This is a genomic window from Mycobacterium saskatchewanense (assembly GCF_010729105.1).
GTDB classification, from domain to species: domain Bacteria; phylum Actinomycetota; class Actinomycetes; order Mycobacteriales; family Mycobacteriaceae; genus Mycobacterium; species Mycobacterium saskatchewanense.
The window spans coordinates 2,097,910-2,115,216 of sequence record NZ_AP022573.1 but is presented as its reverse complement, the minus strand read 5'-3'; the positions used below and the strand labels follow the sequence as shown (position 1 = coordinate 2,115,216).

Annotated in this window: 13 protein-coding genes and 2 rRNA genes; 14 read left to right on the top strand and 1 reads right to left on the bottom strand. The window is 62.9% G+C overall.

From position 1 onward, the window contains the following. Positions 1–10: 10 nt before the first annotated feature. The 11 genes from G6N56_RS09700 (at position 11) to G6N56_RS09650 (ending at position 9,949) form a co-directional block, all read left to right on the top strand. Positions 11–1,243 carry a glycosyltransferase family 4 protein gene (locus tag G6N56_RS09700; RefSeq protein ID WP_085255467.1) on the top strand — a complete coding sequence of 411 codons (1,233 nt, stop codon included), beginning with the start codon at positions 11–13 and terminating at the stop codon, positions 1,241–1,243. A gap of 227 nt (positions 1,244–1,470) precedes the next feature. Further along, a complete protein-coding gene (locus G6N56_RS09695; RefSeq protein ID WP_085255466.1) occupies positions 1,471–1,971 on the top strand; it encodes an ATP synthase subunit I in 501 nt (166 codons plus the stop codon). Next, on the top strand, positions 1,964–2,719 hold the full coding sequence (atpB, locus tag G6N56_RS09690) for a F0F1 ATP synthase subunit A (RefSeq protein ID WP_085255465.1): 756 nt from the start codon (positions 1,964–1,966) through the stop codon (positions 2,717–2,719). Before G6N56_RS09695 ends, atpB begins: the two co-directional genes overlap by 8 nt. Before the next feature lie 86 nt (positions 2,720–2,805). Beyond that, positions 2,806–3,051, top strand: coding sequence for a F0F1 ATP synthase subunit C (locus G6N56_RS09685; RefSeq protein ID WP_071509226.1), 246 nt, complete (start codon positions 2,806–2,808; stop codon positions 3,049–3,051). A gap of 9 nt (positions 3,052–3,060) precedes the next feature. Then, the gene (locus G6N56_RS09680) at positions 3,061–3,591 is read left to right on the top strand and encodes a F0F1 ATP synthase subunit B (RefSeq protein WP_085255464.1); all 531 of its coding nucleotides are present in this window, start codon (positions 3,061–3,063) and stop codon (positions 3,589–3,591) included. Between the two features lie 7 nt (positions 3,592–3,598). Next, positions 3,599–4,939 carry a F0F1 ATP synthase subunit B/delta gene (locus G6N56_RS09675; RefSeq protein ID WP_085255463.1) on the top strand — a complete coding sequence of 447 codons (1,341 nt, stop codon included), beginning with the start codon at positions 3,599–3,601 and terminating at the stop codon, positions 4,937–4,939. Positions 4,940–5,017: 78 nt separating this feature from the next. Beyond that, positions 5,018–6,700 (top strand): F0F1 ATP synthase subunit alpha, encoded by a 1,683-nt coding sequence (gene atpA / locus G6N56_RS09670; RefSeq protein WP_085255462.1) that lies wholly within the window; start codon positions 5,018–5,020, stop codon positions 6,698–6,700. Between the two features lie 6 nt (positions 6,701–6,706). After that, the gene (locus G6N56_RS09665; RefSeq protein ID WP_085255461.1) at positions 6,707–7,621 is read left to right on the top strand and encodes a F0F1 ATP synthase subunit gamma; all 915 of its coding nucleotides are present in this window, start codon (positions 6,707–6,709) and stop codon (positions 7,619–7,621) included. Positions 7,622–7,642: 21 nt separating this feature from the next. Further along, on the top strand, positions 7,643–9,109 hold the full coding sequence (atpD, locus tag G6N56_RS09660; protein WP_085255460.1) for a F0F1 ATP synthase subunit beta: 1,467 nt from the start codon (positions 7,643–7,645) through the stop codon (positions 9,107–9,109). Positions 9,110–9,133: 24 nt separating this feature from the next. Further along, complete coding sequence (locus G6N56_RS09655) at positions 9,134–9,499, top strand: F0F1 ATP synthase subunit epsilon (RefSeq protein ID WP_085255459.1); 366 nt, start codon at positions 9,134–9,136, stop codon at positions 9,497–9,499. A gap of 6 nt (positions 9,500–9,505) precedes the next feature. Further along, positions 9,506–9,949 (top strand): DUF2550 domain-containing protein, encoded by a 444-nt coding sequence (locus G6N56_RS09650; protein WP_085255458.1) that lies wholly within the window; start codon positions 9,506–9,508, stop codon positions 9,947–9,949. A gap of 151 nt (positions 9,950–10,100) precedes the next feature. Here the strand turns inward: G6N56_RS09650 and G6N56_RS09645 are convergent, their stop codons facing one another. Then, a complete protein-coding gene (locus G6N56_RS09645; protein WP_085255530.1) occupies positions 10,101–10,697 on the bottom strand; it encodes a cob(I)yrinic acid a,c-diamide adenosyltransferase in 597 nt (198 codons plus the stop codon). Positions 10,698–10,767: 70 nt separating this feature from the next. Here G6N56_RS09645 and murA point away from each other — a divergent pair, with 70 nt between their 5' ends. The 3 genes from murA (at position 10,768) to G6N56_RS09630 (ending at position 17,273) form a co-directional block, all read left to right on the top strand. Continuing rightward, complete coding sequence (gene murA / locus G6N56_RS09640; RefSeq protein WP_085255457.1) at positions 10,768–12,021, top strand: UDP-N-acetylglucosamine 1-carboxyvinyltransferase; 1,254 nt, start codon at positions 10,768–10,770, stop codon at positions 12,019–12,021. Between the two features lie 358 nt (positions 12,022–12,379). After that, positions 12,380–13,899, top strand: a 16S ribosomal RNA gene (locus G6N56_RS09635). A 276-nt stretch (positions 13,900–14,175) separates the two neighbouring features. Then, positions 14,176–17,273: ribosomal RNA gene (locus G6N56_RS09630) — 23S ribosomal RNA — on the top strand. Together the 16S and 23S rRNA genes form the textbook arrangement of a ribosomal RNA operon. Positions 17,274–17,307: the final 34 nt, after the last annotated feature.

The window sequence follows — 17,307 nt, the reverse complement described above, 5'->3', positions numbered from 1 at the left end:
ACTCAGGTCGGTGCAGTACGGTTCCGGGGTGTCCAGCGTCCCGGCCAGCGAGCTAGCTACCCTCGCCGGGGGATTCCTCTCCCTGTCCGACCGCGGCGCCGGCGTGCCGCTGCGGGAACTCGCACTGGTCGGCCTCACCGCGGCGATCATGACCTACTTCGCGACCGGGCCGGTGCGGGTGCTGGCCACCCGCCTGGGGGCGGTCGCCTATCCGCGGGAACGCGACGTGCACGTGACGCCCACCCCCCGGATGGGCGGGCTCGCAATGTTTCTCGGTGTGGTCTCCGCCGTCTTCCTGGCGTCCCAGCTTCCCGCTCTGACCCGCGGCTTCGTCTATTCGACCGGCATGCCTGCGGTGCTGGTGGCCGGCGCGGTGATCATGGGCATCGGCCTCATCGATGACCGCTGGGGGCTGGACGCGCTGACCAAGTTCGCGGGTCAGATCACCGCGGCGAGCGTGCTCGTCACTATGGGGGTCGCCTGGAGCGTCCTCTACATACCTATCGGCGGCGTCGGCACCATCGTGCTCGACCAGGCCTCGTCCATTCTGCTGACGCTGGCGTTGACGGTGTCGATCGTCAACGCGATGAACTTTGTCGACGGGCTCGACGGCCTGGCCGCGGGGCTGGGCCTCATCACGGCGCTGGCGATCTGCATGTTCTCAGTGGGTCTGCTGCGCGACCACGGCGGCGACGTGCTGTTCTATCCGCCCGCCGTCATCTCGGTGGTCCTCGCGGGTGCCTGCCTGGGCTTCCTGCCCCACAACTTCCACCGCGCGAAGATCTTCATGGGCGACTCCGGCTCCATGCTGATCGGGCTCATGCTCGCCGCGGCCTCTACCACCGCGGCCGGGCCGGTCTCACAGAACGCCTACGGGGCCCGTGACGTGTTTGCTCTTCTGTCGCCGTTCCTGCTGGTCGTGGCGGTCATGTTCGTGCCGATGCTCGACCTACTCCTGGCGATCGTCCGCCGGACCCGGGCGGGCCGCAGCGCCTTCAGCCCCGACAAGATGCACCTGCACCATCGGTTGCTGCAGATCGGGCACTCGCACCGGCGGGTGGTACTGCTGATCTATCTGTGGGTCGGCATCGTCGCGTTCGGCGCCGCGAGCACCATCTTTTTCGACCCACGCGATACCGCTCTGGTCATGCTCGCGGCCATCCTCGTGGCCGGTGTGGTGACACTGATTCCGCTCCTGCGCCGTCGCGACGACTACGACGACGACGACTACGACACGCGGTAGTAGCAGGTGTCCACCATGTGGTACGGTGCAGGTAGAACCCCCAAAACCAGCCTCGCAGGGCGCCGCGCGAGCGGCCTTCCGGACGCTCGTCCGGACGCGCCGTTTGGAGATCGGTGCCGTGAGATACCCCTTGGGTGATTCGGCTGTGACGTGCGATACGCTCGGCGGGCCACCGATCAGTCGGTCGGGGGGTTCCCGTTCCGTCAACCTGGGATTGAGGTGCTGCAGTGACGACACCAGCGCAGGATGCGCCGTTGGTGTTTCCCTCTGTTGCGTTCCGCCCCGTTCGTTTGCTAGTGATCTGTGTCGCGGTCACCGCAGCGGCGGTGGTCGCCGCCGCGTCGCTCGGCCACCTGATGTTCGGGGTGTTCTTCGGTGTCGGGCTGCTCCTCGGTTTGCTCAACGCGCTGCTGGTGCGGCGTTCGGTTGCGTCCATCACCGCGGGGGATCACCCGCTGAAAAGGAACATGGCACTCAACTCGGCGTCGCGGCTGGCCGTCATCACGGTGCTCGCGCTGATCATCGCCTTCGTTTTCCGGCCTTCCGGGCTGGGGGTGATGTTCGGGCTGGCGCTGTTCCAGGTGCTGTTGGTGGCAACGACCGCGCTGCCGGTCTGGAAGAAGATCCGCGCCGGAGCGGCGGGAGAGCCGATGGTGCCTTCCGCGGCCCAGCCGGCGTCCACGGAAGGGCCGGCAGGATCCGGCGAAAGGAGCCTCGGGGATGACTGAGATCGTCCTGGCCGAATCCCAGATCGAGGTTGGCCAGCACAACACGGCGACCTGGTTGGGCCTGACCGTCAATACGGACACGATCCTGTCGACCGCGATCGCCGCGGTGATCGTGCTCGCGTTGGCGTTCTTCCTGCGCGCGAAGATCACCTCAAAGGGCGTTCCCAGCGGCGTTCAGTTGTTCTGGGAGGCCATCACCGAGCAGATGCGCAGTCAGATCGAGAGCGCCATCGGCATGCGGATCGCCCCGTTTGTGCTCCCACTGGCGGTCACCATCTTCGTGTTCATCCTGATCTCCAACTGGCTGTCGGTGCTGCCGCTGCAGTACACCGACAAGTCCGGACACACCACCGAGCTGCTGAAGTCGGCTGCGGCGGACATCAACTACGTGTTGGCGCTGGCCCTGTTCGTCTTCGTCTGCTATCACGTCGCGGGGATCTGGCGTCGCGGCATCATCGGGCACCCGCTGGCGGTCCTCAAGGGTCACGTGGCGTTCCTGGCCCCGATCAACCTGGTCGAGGAGCTCGCCAAGCCGATCTCGTTGTCGCTCCGACTTTTCGGCAACATCTTCGCCGGGGGCATCCTCGTGGCGCTGATCGCCCTGTTCCCGCCCTACATCATGTGGCTGCCCAATGCCATCTGGAAGTCGTTCGACCTCTTCGTCGGGGCGATCCAGGCCTTCATCTTCTCGATCCTGACCATCCTGTACTTCAGCCAGGCGATGGAGATCGAGGAGCATCATGACTGATCCCGTCACGAATCGTCCCGAACCAAGCACGACTACAGGAGCCTGGTAGACCGCTACCAGATAGCCACCACATAAAGGAGGAAAGAATGGACCCCACTATCGCAGCCGGTGCCCTCATCGGCGGTGGGCTCATCATGGGCGGCGGCGCGATCGGTGCCGGTATCGGTGACGGTATCGCGGGTAATGCATTGGTATCCGGCATCGCTCGGCAGCCCGAGGCGCAGGGGCGGCTGTTCACGCCGTTCTTCATCACCGTCGGTCTGGTCGAGGCGGCGTACTTCATCAACTTGGCGTTCATGGCGCTGTTCGTCTTCGCCACCCCGGTCACCTAACTCGTTGTTATGGGCGACGCGAATCTGATTGTCCTGGCGGCCGGCCAGGGCGGCGAGGGAGGCAAGGGCGGAGGCAGCAACTTCCTCGTTCCCAACGGCACCTTCTTCTTCGTACTGGCCATCTTCCTCATCGTGCTTGCCGTCATCGGCACCTTCGTCGTTCCGCCGATCCTGAAGGTGATGCGGGAACGCGACGCCATGGTCGCCAAGACCGTCGCGGACAACAAGAAGGCGTCCGAGCAATTCGAGGCCGCGCGGGCCGACTACGAAGAAGCCTTGAAGGAGGCCCGGGTTCAGGCGTCGTCGTTGCGCGACGACGCCCGGGCAGAAGGCCGTAAGGTGGTCGAGGACGCGCGCGCCGGTGCCGAGCAACAGGTGTTGTCGACGTTGCAAATGGCCTCCGAGCAATTGAAGCGAGAGAGAGACGCGGTGGAGCTGGACCTGCGCGCGAACGTGGCGGGCATGTCGGCGACGCTGGCCGGTCGCATCCTCGGCGTCGACGTCGCTCCCGCCACCGCAACTGGAAACTCTGGACGGTAATCAACGCATGTCGACATTCATCGGACAGCTGGTGGGATTCGCCGTCATCGTCTTCTTGGTGGTGCGTTACGTGGTGCCGCCGGTGCGTCGCCTGATGACCGCCCGGCAAGAGGCAGTGCGTCAGCAGCTCAAAGACAGTGCGGCAGCGGCCGATCGGTTGACCGAGTCGACCACCGCCCACAGCAAGGCGGTTGAGGAGGCCAAGGTCGAAGCCGAGCGCATCGTCGAAGAGGCGAAAACGGACTCGGGCCGCATCACCGAGCAGATGGCGGCCCAGGCCGAGGCCGAGGCGGAGCGCATCAAAGTGCAGGGTGCCCGCCAGGCGGAGCTGCTCGGAACCCAGCTGGCCCGCCAGCTTCGCCTGGAACTTGGCCATGAGGCCGTCCGCCAGGCCCGGGAGCTGGTGCGCAACTACGTCTCCGACGAGGCGCAGCGGTCGTCCACCGTCGACCGCTTCCTCGACGAACTGGATGCCATGGCGCCGGCGCCTGCCGACGTCCAATACCCGGTGCTGGCGAAGATGCGCACGGCCAGCCGCCAAGCGCTCCGCAACCTTACGGACAAGCTGAAGACCGTCGTCAAAGACCTTGACAACAAGGCGCTTACGACGCTTTCCAGCGAGCTGGTCTCGGTCGCCGCGATGCTCGACCGCGAGATCGTCGTCACCCGTTATCTCACGGTGCCGGCCGAAGACTCGGGGCCCCGGATCCGGTTGCTCGAGCGGTTGTTCTCCGACACGGTCGGCGACGCCACCCTCGAGGTGCTGCGGGCCGCCGTCTGCGAGCACTGGTCGGCGAGCTCCGACATCGTCGATGCCCTCGAACACGTGTCGCGGCAAGCTCTGCTGGAGATCGCCGAACGCGAGGACCGGGTCGGCGAGGTCGAGGAGCAATTGTTCCGGTTCTCCCGTGTTCTCGATGGCCAGCCCCGCCTCGCAATCCTGTTGGGCGACTACGCAACTCCAGCGGAAGCGCGGGTGCGCTTGCTGCGCAACGTGCTTGAGAACGCCAGCGGCAAGGTCAACCCGATCACCTTGGCGCTGCTGTCGCAAACCATCGCGTTGCTGCGCGGCGAGCCCGCCGAGGAGGCTGTTCAGTTTCTGGCGAAAGTCGCGGTGGCTCGCCGGGGTGAAATCGTCGGACAGGTCAGCGCGGCAGCCGAGCTCAGCGACGCCCAACGCACCCGCCTCACCGACGTGCTGAGCCGTATCTACGGCCACCCGGTGACTGTGCACCTGCAGATCGACCCCGAATTGATGGGTGGGCTGTTGATCCGAGTGGCCGACGAGGTGATCGACGGGACGCTCTCGGCCCGGCTGGCCGCGGCTCAGGCGCACCTGCCCGACTGAACACCAACCCGCCACCACAACGACCTACCGAAGACCGACACAGACCGACGCGAACGACAAGTAGGAAGACGAAAAGCCATGGCTGAGTTGACAATCTCCGCTGATGCCATCCAGAGCGCCATCGAGGAATACGTAGACTCCTTCACCTCCGACACCTCCCGCGAGGAAGTGGGGACCGTCATCGACGCCGGAGACGGCATCGCCCACGTCGAAGGCCTGCCGTCCGTGATGACGCAGGAGCTGCTCGAGTTCCCCGGCGGCGTGCTCGGCGTCGCGCTCAACCTGGACGAACACAGCATCGGCGCGGTCATCCTGGGTGACTTCGAGAAGCTCGAGGAGGGCCAGCAGGTCAAGCGCACCGGCGAGGTGTTGTCGGTCCCCGTCGGCGACGCCTTCCTGGGCCGCGTGGTCGATCCCCTCGGCCACCCGATTGACGGGCGCGGCGACATCGAGACGGACATCCGCCGCGCGCTGGAGATCCAGGCGCCGTCGGTGGTGCAGCGGCAAAGCGTGAGCGAGCCGCTGCAGACCGGGATCAAGGCCATCGACGCGATGACGCCGATCGGGCGCGGTCAGCGGCAGCTCATCATCGGCGACCGCAAGACCGGCAAGACCGCGGTGTGTGTGGACACCATCCTCAACCAGCGGGAGAACTGGGAGTCCGGCGACGAAAAGAAGCAGGTCCGCTGCGTGTACGTGGCCATCGGGCAGAAGGGCACGACGATCGCTTCGGTCCGGCGAGCGCTCGAGGAGGGCGGGGCCATGGACTACACGACCATCGTCGCGGCTCCGGCGTCCGACTCCGCTGGCTTCAAATGGCTTGCGCCCTATACGGGTTCGGCCATCGCCCAGCATTGGATGTACGACGGCAAGCACGTGCTCATCGTCTTCGACGACCTGAGCAAGCAGGCCGAGGCGTACCGCGCGATCTCCCTGCTGCTGCGGCGTCCGCCGGGCCGCGAGGCGTACCCGGGTGACGTCTTCTACCTGCACTCGCGGCTGCTGGAGCGCTGTGCGAAGCTCTCCGACGAGCTCGGTGGCGGTTCGATGACCGGTCTGCCGATCATCGAGACCAAGGCCAACGACATCTCGGCCTACATCCCCACCAACGTCATTTCGATCACCGACGGGCAGTGCTTCCTGGAGTCCGATCTGTTCAACCAGGGTGTGCGGCCGGCGATCAACGTCGGTGTCTCGGTCTCCCGCGTCGGTGGTGCCGCACAGATCAAGGCGATGAAGGAGGTGGCCGGGTCGCTGCGTCTGGACCTGTCGCAGTATCGCGAGCTGGAATCGTTCGCGGCCTTCGCATCGGATCTCGACGCCACCTCGAAGGCTCAGCTGGAGCGCGGCGAACGGCTGGTCGAGCTGCTCAAGCAATCGCAGTACCAACCGATGCCGGTTGAGGAGCAGGTGGTTTCGATCTTCCTGGGCACCGGCGGCCACTTGGACTCGGTGCCGGTCGAGGACGTCAGGCGCTTCGAGACCGAGCTGCTCGACCACATGCGGGCGTCCGAGGAGAAGCTCCTGGCCGGGATCCGCGACACCAAGAAGCTCGACGAAGAGGCCGAGAACCGGCTGGTCGAGATCATCAACAAGTTCAAGAAGGGATTCGGGGCCAGCGGCGGCGGATCGGTGGTGCCCGACGAGCACGTCGAGGCGATGGACGAAGAGGACCTGGCAAAGGAGTCGGTGCAAGTCAAGAAGGAAAAGCCGAAGGAAAAGAAGGACGCCAAGAAGGACGCCCCGAAGGACAAGAAGTAGCTAAAGATGGCTGCCACACTCCGCGAACTACGCGGCCGGATTCGCTCGGCCGGGTCGATCAAGAAGATCACCAAGGCCCAGGAGATGATTGCGACCTCGCGCATCGGTAAGGCGCAGGCCCGGCTGCACGCCGCGCGCCCGTACGCATTTCAGATCACCGCGATGCTCACCACCCTGTCCGCCGAAGCCGCCCTGGATCACCCACTGCTGGTCGAGCGGGAAGAACCCAAGCGGGCCGGCGTCCTGGTGGTGTCGTCTGACCGTGGGTTGTGCGGCGCATACAACTCCAGCATCTTCCGTCGCTCCGAAGAGCTCTTCTCCCTGCTCAGGGAGGAAGGGAAGACACCGGTGCTGTACACCGTGGGCCGCAAAGCGCAGAACTACTTCAGATTCCGCAACTGGGACATCACCGAATCCTGGACGGGCTTCTCCGAGCAACCGCAGTACGAAAATGCCGCCGAAATCGCTTCCACGTTGGTCGACGCCTTCATGAAGGGCGCGGGCGATGGTGGCGATGAGCTGTCGGACGACCAGGGCGTCGACGAACTGCACATCGTCTACTCGGAGTTCAAGTCGATGATGTCGCAGGCGGCGGCGGCGCACCGTATCGCCCCGCTGGTCGTGGAGTACGTCGAAGAGGCCGAGGAACTCCACACGTTGTATTCGTTCGAGCCCAGCGCGACAACGCTTTTCGACGCGTTGTTGCCGCGGTACATCACGACCCGGGTCTACGCGGCGCTGCTCGAATCCGCGGCGTCGGAGCTGGCCTCGCGCCAACGCGCGATGAAGTCGGCGACCGACAACGCGGACGACCTGATCAAAGAACTGACCCTGATGGCGAACCGGGAACGTCAGGCTCAAATCACCCAGGAGATCAGCGAAATCGTCGGTGGCGCAAACGCGCTCGCCGACGCTAAGTAGCACACGAGGAAGAAGAAAATTATGGCTGCTACTACCGAAACCGCAGAGAAGACCGAAAAGGCCGACGACACCGAGATCAACGGTCGCGTGGTTCGCGTCACCGGTCCCGTCGTCGACGTCGAGTTCCCGCGCGGCTCGATCCCCGGGCTGTTCAACGCGCTGCACGCCGAAATCACCTTCGAGGAGCTCAAGAAGACGCTCACGCTGGAGGTGGCCCAGCACCTGGGGGACAGCCTCGTTCGGGCGATCTCACTGCAGCCCACCGACGGCCTGGTGCGCGGCGTCGCGGTCAAGGACACGGGCAGGCCGATCTCTGTGCCGGTCGGTGAGGCCGTGAAGGGCCACGTCTTCAACGCGCTCGGTGACTGCCTGGACAAGCCCGGCTACGGCGAGGACTTCGATCACTGGTCGATTCACCGCAAGCCGCCGGCCTTCGAGGACCTCGAGCCCCGCACCGAGATGCTGGAGACCGGGCTGAAGGTCGTCGACCTACTCACCCCGTACGTGCGAGGCGGGAAGATCGCCCTGTTCGGCGGCGCCGGGGTGGGCAAGACGGTGCTGATCCAGGAGATGATCAACCGCATCGCCCGAAACTTCGGTGGCACCTCGGTTTTCGCCGGCGTGGGGGAGCGCACCCGCGAGGGCAACGACCTCTGGGTCGAGCTCAAAGAGGCCGATGTGCTCAAGGACACCGCTCTGGTGTTCGGCCAGATGGACGAGCCACCCGGCACCCGTATGCGGGTGGCGCTGTCAGCCCTGACCATGGCGGAATGGTTCCGCGACGAGGCCGGCCAGGACGTGCTGCTGTTCATCGACAACATCTTCCGGTTCACGCAAGCCGGGTCCGAGGTGTCCACGCTGCTCGGCCGCATGCCGTCGGCGGTGGGGTACCAGCCGACCCTGGCCGACGAGATGGGTGAGTTGCAGGAGCGCATCACCTCGACCCGCGGCCGGTCCATCACGTCGATGCAGGCGGTCTACGTGCCCGCCGATGACTACACCGACCCCGCGCCGGCGACGACGTTCGCGCACCTCGACGCGACCACCGAGCTGTCGCGTTCGGTGTTCTCCAAGGGCATCTTCCCCGCGGTGGACCCGCTGGCCTCCAGCTCGACCATTCTCGACCCCGGCATCGTCGGCGACGAGCACTACCGCGTCGCGCAGGAAGTCATCCGAATCCTGCAGCGGTACAAGGACCTTCAGGACATCATCGCGATCCTTGGTATCGACGAGCTGTCCGAAGAGGATAAGCAGCTCGTGCAGCGCGCCCGGCGCATCGAGCGGTTCCTGTCGCAGAACATGATGGCGGCCGAGCAGTTCACCGGTCAGCCGGGTTCGACGGTGCCGGTGAAGGAGACCATCGAGGCGTTCGACAAGCTGACCAAGGGAGAGTTCGACCACATTCCCGAGCAGGCGTTCTTCCTGATCGGCGGGCTCGACGACCTGGCCAAGAAGGCCGAGAGCTTCGGCGCCAAGCTGGATGCCTGAGGCTGAGTCGAAAGGCGTTATGGCATGGCGGATTTGAATGTCCAGATAGTCGCCGTTGACCGGGAGATCTGGTCGGGTGAGGCAACGTTTCTGTTCACCCGCACCACCGTCGGCGAGATCGGCATCCTGCCGCGCCACATCCCGCTGGTAGCACAGTTGGTCGACGACGCGATGGTGCGCGTCGAGCGGGAAGGCGAGGACGACCTGCGCGTAGCGATCGACGGCGGATTCCTGTCGGTCACTGAGGAGTCGGTCACCATTCTGGCCGAGTCCGCCGCGTTCGAGTCGGAGATCGACGAGAGCTCCGCGCGCGAGGATTCCGAGTCCGACGACCCGCGCATTGCGGCGCGGGGCCGCGCCAGATTGCGCGCCGTCGGCGCGATCGACTAACGCTCGATGAGCGCGCCCATGATTGGCATGGCCGTGCTCGTTGTGGTGTTAGCGGTGGCGGTCCTTGCTCTCAGCTACCGGTTGTGGAAGCTCCGCCAGGGCGGTACGGCGGGGATCATGCGCGACATTCCCGCCGTCGGCGGTCACGGTTGGCGGCACGGTGTCATCCGGTACCGGGGCGGGGAAGCAGCGTTCTACCGGCTGTCCAGTCTGCGGCTGTGGCCGGACCGGCGGCTCAGCCGCAGGGGAGTGGAGATCGTTTGCCGGAGGCCGCCGCGCGGCGACGAATTCGACATCATGACCGACGAAATCGTGGTGCTCGAGTTGCGCGACACGACGCAGGAACGCAGGCCCGGCTACGAGCTGGCGCTCGACCGCGGCGCATTGACCGCCTTCTTGTCCTGGCTGGAATCCCGTCCCTCGCCGCGCGCACGCCGCCGCAGCGTCTGAGCCCTTCGGGGGTACCCGAAATTCAGGCGGTGGCCTCCCTCGCCCAAGCGTGCGCTGACCGTATGAATCCGCCCGGGCAAAAGTGTGTCTGAGCGCCGGCTCGACGCCATCCCCGCGGGCTCGGCGCCGAACAAAGAGACACCGGCACCGGTCAAACCGCGCCCGGTCCGTCGCCGCCCGGCTTCCCCCCGGGGCTCCACAGCACATCGCCGTCGGGGTTGGCGACGCGCGCCAGGATGAACAGCAGGTCCGACAGCCGGTTCAGGTACTTGGCCGGCAGAGCGCTCATCGAATCCGGCGCTGCCTCGACCGCGGCCCAAGCCGAGCGCTCCGCCCTGCGCACTACGGTGCGCGCGACGTGCAGCAACGCCGACAACGGCGAACCTCCCGGCAGCACGAACGAATTCAGGGCCGACAGCGACTCGTTGTATTCGTCACACCACCCTTCGAGCCGATCGATGTAGGGCTGGGTGACGCGGAGCGGGGGGTATTGGGGATTTTCAACGACGGGAGTGGACAGGTCCGCGCCCGCGTCGAACAGTTCGTTCTGGATCTGGTGGAGCACGCCGGCGATCTTGTCGTCGGGCCGACCCAATGCGACGGCGACGCCGATGGCGGAATTGGCCTCGTCGCAGTCCGCGTACGCGACCAGGCGGGGGTCGTTCTTGGAGACCCGGGAGAAGTCGCTCAACCCCGTGGTTCCGTCGTCGCCCGTCCGCGTATAGATGCGGGTCAAGTGCACTGCCATGAGCAAACCGTACTCGGCGAGGCGCGTCACCTGACTGACAAGCCGATACCGCTTCACTAGACTTGCGCGGGTGGCTGAGCGATTCGTGGTGACCGGCGGCAACCGGTTATCCGGCGAAGTCGCAGTGGGGGGCGCCAAGAACAGCGTGCTGAAACTCATGGCCGCGACGCTTTTGGCCGAGGGCACCAGCACAATTACCAACTGCCCCGACATCCTTGACGTGCCGCTCATGGCGGAGGTCTTGCGCGGCCTGGGCGCCACGGTCGAACTCGACGGGGACGTCGCCCGCATCACCTCGCCCGACGAGCCGAAATACGACGCGGACTTCGCGGCGGTGCGGCAATTCCGCGCTTCCGTCTGCGTACTCGGACCGCTGGTCGGCCGGTGCAAGCGGGCCAGGGTCGCGCTCCCCGGCGGGGACGCGATCGGGTCGCGGCCGCTGGATATGCACCAGGCGGGGCTGCGGCAGTTGGGCGCGCAATGCAACATCGAGCACGGCTGCGTGGTCGCCCAGGCGGACACGTTGCGCGGCGCCGAGATCCAGCTGGAGTTCCCCTCGGTCGGAGCAACCGAAAACATCCTGATGGCCGCCGTCGTCGCCGAGGGCGTGACAACCATCCACAACGCGGCGCGCGAGCCCGACGTCGTCGACCTGTGCACGATGCTCAACCAGATGGGTGCGCAGGTCGAAGGCGCGGGGTCACCCACCATGACCATCACCGGCGTGCCGCGGTTGTACCCGACCGAACACCGCGTGATCGGGGACCGCATCGTCGGTGCCACGTGGGGGATCGCGGCTGCGATGACGCGTGGGGACATCTCGGTGACCGGTGTCGACCCCGCCCACCTCCAGGTAGTGCTGCACAAGTTGCACGACGCCGGCGCCACCGTTACCCAGACCGACAACAGCTTCCGCGTGACGCAGTACGAACGGCCGAAGGCCGTCAACGTCGCCACGCTGCCGTTCCCTGGATTCCCGACGGACCTGCAGCCGATGGCGATCGCACTGGCCTCGATCGCCGACGGCACGTCGATGATCACGGAGAACGTCTTCGAGGCCCGGTTCCGGTTCGTCGAGGAAATGATCCGGCTCGGCGCGGACGCCCGCACCGACGGGCATCACGCCGTCGTCCGGGGACTGCCGCAATTGTCGAGCGCACCGGTGTGGTGTTCGGACATCCGCGCTGGCGCAGGCCTGGTATTGGCCGGTTTGGTCGCCGACGGTGACACCGAGGTCCACGACGTGTTTCACATCGATCGGGGCTACCCGTTGTTCGTGGAAAACCTGGCGATTTTGGGAGCGGAGATCGAGCGGGTACAGTAGTGAAAGTCAGTGCCCCACAGGCGCGGTCATCACTCGAAGGAGACCGAGACCGGGGCTTGACTCCCTCACCGGATCGGTACTAGCCTGGCACGGCTGCCCCGAAGCGGTCACCCACGAAGATGACCAAATTGGGACTTGACGCCTCAGCCAAGTTCGTATTAAGCTGGCAGGGTTGCCCCAAAACGGGCAGAACAAGTGTTGTTTGAGAACTCAATAGTGTGTTTGGTTAATAAGTTTGTTGTTGTTTTTTTGGCCACGCCTAGCACCCCCCGTGTGTGGGTGTGGCCGTATTGATGCCAGTTTTTGGCGTCTTGTCAGGTATCTCTGATTTGAATTCACCTCGGTTTCGAGGAGTTTTTGTTTGGAGAGTTTGATCCTGGCTCAGGACGAACGCTGGCGGCGTGCTTAACACATGCAAGTCGAACGGAAAGGTCTCTTCGGAGATACTCGAGTGGCGAACGGGTGAGTAACACGTGGGCAATCTGCCCTGCACTTCGGGATAAGCCTGGGAAACTGGGTCTAATACCGGATAGGACCTTTAGGCGCATGCCTTTTGGTGGAAAGCTTTTGCGGTGTGGGATGGGCCCGCGGCCTATCAGCTTGTTGGTGGGGTGATGGCCTACCAAGGCGACGACGGGTAGCCGGCCTGAGAGGGTGTCCGGCCACACTGGGACTGAGATACGGCCCAGACTCCTACGGGAGGCAGCAGTGGGGAATATTGCACAATGGGCGCAAGCCTGATGCAGCGACGCCGCGTGGGGGATGACGGCCTTCGGGTTGTAAACCTCTTTCAGCAGGGACGAAGCGCAAGTGACGGTACCTGCAGAAGAAGCACCGGCCAACTACGTGCCAGCAGCCGCGGTAATACGTAGGGTGCGAGCGTTGTCCGGAATTACTGGGCGTAAAGAGCTCGTAGGTGGTTTGTCGCGTTGTTCGTGAAATCTCACGGCTTAACTGTGAGCGTGCGGGCGATACGGGCAGACTAGAGTACTGCAGGGGAGACTGGAATTCCTGGTGTAGCGGTGGAATGCGCAGATATCAGGAGGAACACCGGTGGCGAAGGCGGGTCTCTGGGCAGTAACTGACGCTGAGGAGCGAAAGCGTGGGGAGCGAACAGGATTAGATACCCTGGTAGTCCACGCCGTAAACGGTGGGTACTAGGTGTGGGTTTCCTTCCTTGGGATCCGTGCCGTAGCTAACGCATTAAGTACCCCGCCTGGGGAGTACGGCCGCAAGGCTAAAACTCAAAGGAATTGACGGGGGCCCGCACAAGCGGCGGAGCATGTGGATTAATTCGATGCAACGCGAAGAACCTTACCTGGGTTTGACATGCACAGGACGCCGGCAGAGATGTCGGTTCCCTTGTGGCCTGTGTGCAGGTGGTGCATGGCTGTCGTCAGCTCGTGTCGTGAGATGTTGGGTTAAGTCCCGCAACGAGCGCAACCCTTGTCTCATGTTGCCAGCGGGTAATGCCGGGGACTCGTGAGAGACTGCCGGGGTCAACTCGGAGGAAGGTGGGGATGACGTCAAGTCATCATGCCCCTTATGTCCAGGGCTTCACACATGCTACAATGGCCGGTACAAAGGGCTGCGATGCCGCAAGGTTAAGCGAATCCTTTTAAAGCCGGTCTCAGTTCGGATCGGGGTCTGCAACTCGACCCCGTGAAGTCGGAGTCGCTAGTAATCGCAGATCAGCAACGCTGCGGTGAATACGTTCCCGGGCCTTGTACACACCGCCCGTCACGTCATGAAAGTCGGTAACACCCGAAGCCAGTGGCCTAACCCTTTGGGAGGGAGCTGTCGAAGGTGGGATCGGCGATTGGGACGAAGTCGTAACAAGGTAGCCGTACCGGAAGGTGCGGCTGGATCACCTCCTTTCTAAGGAGCACCACGAGAAACACCCCAACTGGTGGGGTGTGAGCCGTGAGGGGTTCTCGCCTGTAGTGGGCGGGAGCCGGGTGCACGACAACAAGCGAATGGCCAGACACACTATTGGGCCCTGAGACAACACTCGGCCAAGTCCGTGTGGAGTCCCCCCATCTTGGTGGTGGGGTGTGGTGTTTGAGTATTGGATAGTGGTTGCGAGCATCTAGATGGATGCGTTGCCCTTAGCGGCGCGTGTTCATCTTGTGTAATTTCTTTTGATTTTTGTGTAAGTAAGTGCTTAAGGGCGCATGGTGGATGCCTTGGCATCGAGAGCCGATGAAGGACGTGGGAGGCTGCGATATGCCTCGGGGAGCTGTCAACCGAGCGTTGATCCGAGGATTTCCGAATGGGGAAACCCAGCACGAGTGATGTCGTGTTACCCGTATCTGAATATATAGGATACGGGAGGTAACGCGGGGAAGTGAAACATCTCAGTACCCGTAGGAAGAGAAAACAATTGTGATTCCGTCAGTAGTGGCGAGCGAACGCGGATCAGGCTAAACCGCACACATGTGATACCGGGTAGGGGTTGTGTGTGCGGGGTTGTGGGATTGATACATCTCAGCTCTACCTGGCTGGGGGGTAGTTAGAAAGTGTTGTGGTTAGCGGAAATGGCCTGGGACGGTCTGCCGTAGACGGTGAAAGCCCGGTACGCGAAAACCCGACACCTACCTCGTATCAATTCCCGAGTAGCAGCGGGCCCGTGGAATCTGCTGTGAATCTGCCGGGACCACCCGGTAAGCCTAAATACTTCTCGATGACCGATAGCGGATTAGTACCGTGAGGGAATGGTGAAAAGTACCCCGGGAGGGGAGTGAAAGAGTACCTGAAACCGTGCGCCTACAATCCGTCAGAGCCTCCTTGTGGGGTGATGGCGTGCCTTTTGAAGAATGAGCCTGCGAGTCAGGGACATGTCGCGAGGTTAACCCGTGTGGGGTAGCCGCAGCGAAAGCGAGTCTGAATAGGGCGCATCCCCTTTGGGGTGTAGTGGCATGTTCTGGACCCGAAGCGGAGTGATCTACCCATGGCCAGGGTGAAGCGCGGGTAAGACCGCGTGGAGGCCCGAACCCACTTAGGTTGAAGACTGAGGGGATGAGCTGTGGGTAGGGGTGAAAGGCCAATCAAACTCCGTGATAGCTGGTTCTCCCCGAAATGCATTTAGGTGCAGCGTTGCGTGTTTCACCACGGAGGTAGAGCTACTGGATGGCCGATGGGCCCTACTAGGTTACTGACGTCAGCCAAACTCCGAATGCCGTGGTGTATAGCGTGGCAGTGAGACGGCGGGGGATAAGCTCCGTACGTCGAAAGGGAAACAGCCCAGATCGCCGGCTAAGGCCCCTAAGCGTGTGCTAAGTGGAAAAGGATGTGCAGTCGCAAAGACAACCAGGAGGTTGGCTTAGAAGCAGCCACCCTTGAAAGAGTGCGTAATAGCTCACTGGTCAAGTGATTGTGCGCCGATAATGTAGCGGGGCTCAAGCACACCGCCGAAGCCGCGGCAACCGTAAGGTTGGGTAGGGGAGCGTCCCCCATTCAGCGAAGCCCCCGGGTGACCGGTGGTGGAGGGTGGGGGAGTGAGAATGCAGGCATGAGTAGCGATAAGGCAAGTGAGAACCTTGCCCGCCGTAAGACCAAGGGTTCCTGGGCCAGGCCAGTCCGCCCAGGGTGAGTCGGGACCTAAGGCGAGGCCGACAGGCGTAGTCGATGGACAACGGGTTGATATTCCCGTACCCGTGTATGCGCGTCCCTGATGAATCAGTGGTACTAACCATCCAAAACCGGACCGATCATTCCCCTTCGGGGGCGTGAAGGTTCGGGGCTGCATGGGACCTTCGCTGGTAGTAGTCAAGCGATGGGGTGACGCAGGAAGGTAGCCGTACCAGTCAGTGGTAATACTGGGGCAAACCTGTAGGGAGAGCGATAGGCAAATCCGTCGCTCATATTCCTGAGAGGTGATGCATAGCCGATTGAGGCGAATTCGGTGATCCTCTGCTGCCAAGAAAAGCCTCTAGCGAGCTCATACACGGCCCGTACCCCAAACCGACACAGGTGGTCAGGTAGAGAATACCAAGGCGTACGAGATAACTATGGTTAAGGAACTCGGCAAAATACCCCCGTAACTTCGGGAGAAGGGGGGCCGGAACACCGTGAACAGCCTGCGCTGGGAGCGGGATCCGGTCGCAGAAACCAGTGAGAAGCGACTGTTTACTAAAAACACAGGTCCGTGCGAAGTCGCAAGACGATGTATACGGACTGACGCCTGCCCGGTGCTGGAAGGTTAAGAGGACCCGTTAACCGTAAGGTGAAGCGGAGAATTTAAGCCCCAGTAAACGGCGGTGGTAACTATAACCATCCTAAGGTAGCGAAATTCCTTGTCGGGTAAGTTCCGACCTGCACGAATGGCGTAACGACTTCTCAACTGTCTCAACCATAGACTCGGCGAAATTGCACTACGAGTAAAGATGCTCGTTACGCGCGGCAGGACGAAAAGACCCCGGGACCTTCACTACAACTTGGTATTGGTGTTCGGTACGGTTTGTGTAGGATAGGTGGGAGACTGTGAAACCTCAACGCCAGTTGAGGTGGAGTCGTTGTTGAAATACCACTCTGATCGTATTGGACACCTAACGTCGAACCCTTATCGGGTTCACGGACAGTGCCTGGTGGGTAGTTTAACTGGGGCGGTTGCCTCCTAAAATGTAACGGAGGCGCCCAAAGGTTCCCTCAACCTGGACGGCAATCAGGTGTTGAGTGTAAATGCACAAGGGAGCTTGACTGCGAGACTTACAAGTCAAGCAGGGACGAAAGTCGGGATTAGTGATCCGGCACCCCCGAGTGGAAGGGGTGTCGCTCAACGGATAAAAGGTACCCCGGGGATAACAGGCTGATCTTCCCCAAGAGTCCATATCGACGGGATGGTTTGGCACCTCGATGTCGGCTCGTCGCATCCTGGGGCTGGAGCAGGTCCCAAGGGTTGGGCTGTTCGCCCATTAAAGCGGCACGCGAGCTGGGTTTAGAACGTCGTGAGACAGTTCGGTCTCTATCCGCCGCGCGCGTCAGAAACTTGAGGAAACCTGTCCCTAGTACGAGAGGACCGGGACGGACGAACCTCTGGTATACCAGTTGTTCCACCAGGAGCACCGCTGGATAGCCACGTTCGGGCAGGATAACCGCTGAAAGCATCTAAGCGGGAAACCTTCTCCAAGATCAGGTTTCTCACCCTTTTAGAGGGATAAGGCCCCCCGCAGACTACGGGTTCGATAGGCCAGACCTGGAAGCCCAGTAATGGGTGCAGGGAACTGGCACTAACCGGCCGAAAACTTACTACACAATCGCAACCACAATTCAGACCCGCGCTATTAT

Excerpts from the sequence above, each read along its gene's own strand:
- G6N56_RS09655 (WP_085255459.1), top strand. The coding sequence starts at position 9,134 with ATGGCGGATTTGAATGTCCAGATAGTCGCCGTTGACCGGGAGATCTGG.
- atpB (WP_085255465.1), top strand. The coding sequence starts at position 1,964 with ATGACTGAGATCGTCCTGGCCGAATCCCAGATCGAGGTTGGCCAGCAC.
- G6N56_RS09680 (WP_085255464.1), top strand. The coding sequence starts at position 3,061 with ATGGGCGACGCGAATCTGATTGTCCTGGCGGCCGGCCAGGGCGGCGAG.
- G6N56_RS09645 (WP_085255530.1), bottom strand. The coding sequence starts at position 10,697 with ATGGCAGTGCACTTGACCCGCATCTATACGCGGACGGGCGACGACGGA.
- atpA (WP_085255462.1), top strand. The coding sequence starts at position 5,018 with ATGGCTGAGTTGACAATCTCCGCTGATGCCATCCAGAGCGCCATCGAG.
- atpD (WP_085255460.1), top strand. The coding sequence starts at position 7,643 with ATGGCTGCTACTACCGAAACCGCAGAGAAGACCGAAAAGGCCGACGAC.
- G6N56_RS09685 (WP_071509226.1), top strand. The coding sequence starts at position 2,806 with ATGGACCCCACTATCGCAGCCGGTGCCCTCATCGGCGGTGGGCTCATC.
- G6N56_RS09650 (WP_085255458.1), top strand. The coding sequence starts at position 9,506 with ATGAGCGCGCCCATGATTGGCATGGCCGTGCTCGTTGTGGTGTTAGCG.
- G6N56_RS09665 (WP_085255461.1), top strand. The coding sequence starts at position 6,707 with ATGGCTGCCACACTCCGCGAACTACGCGGCCGGATTCGCTCGGCCGGG.
- G6N56_RS09675 (WP_085255463.1), top strand. The coding sequence starts at position 3,599 with ATGTCGACATTCATCGGACAGCTGGTGGGATTCGCCGTCATCGTCTTC.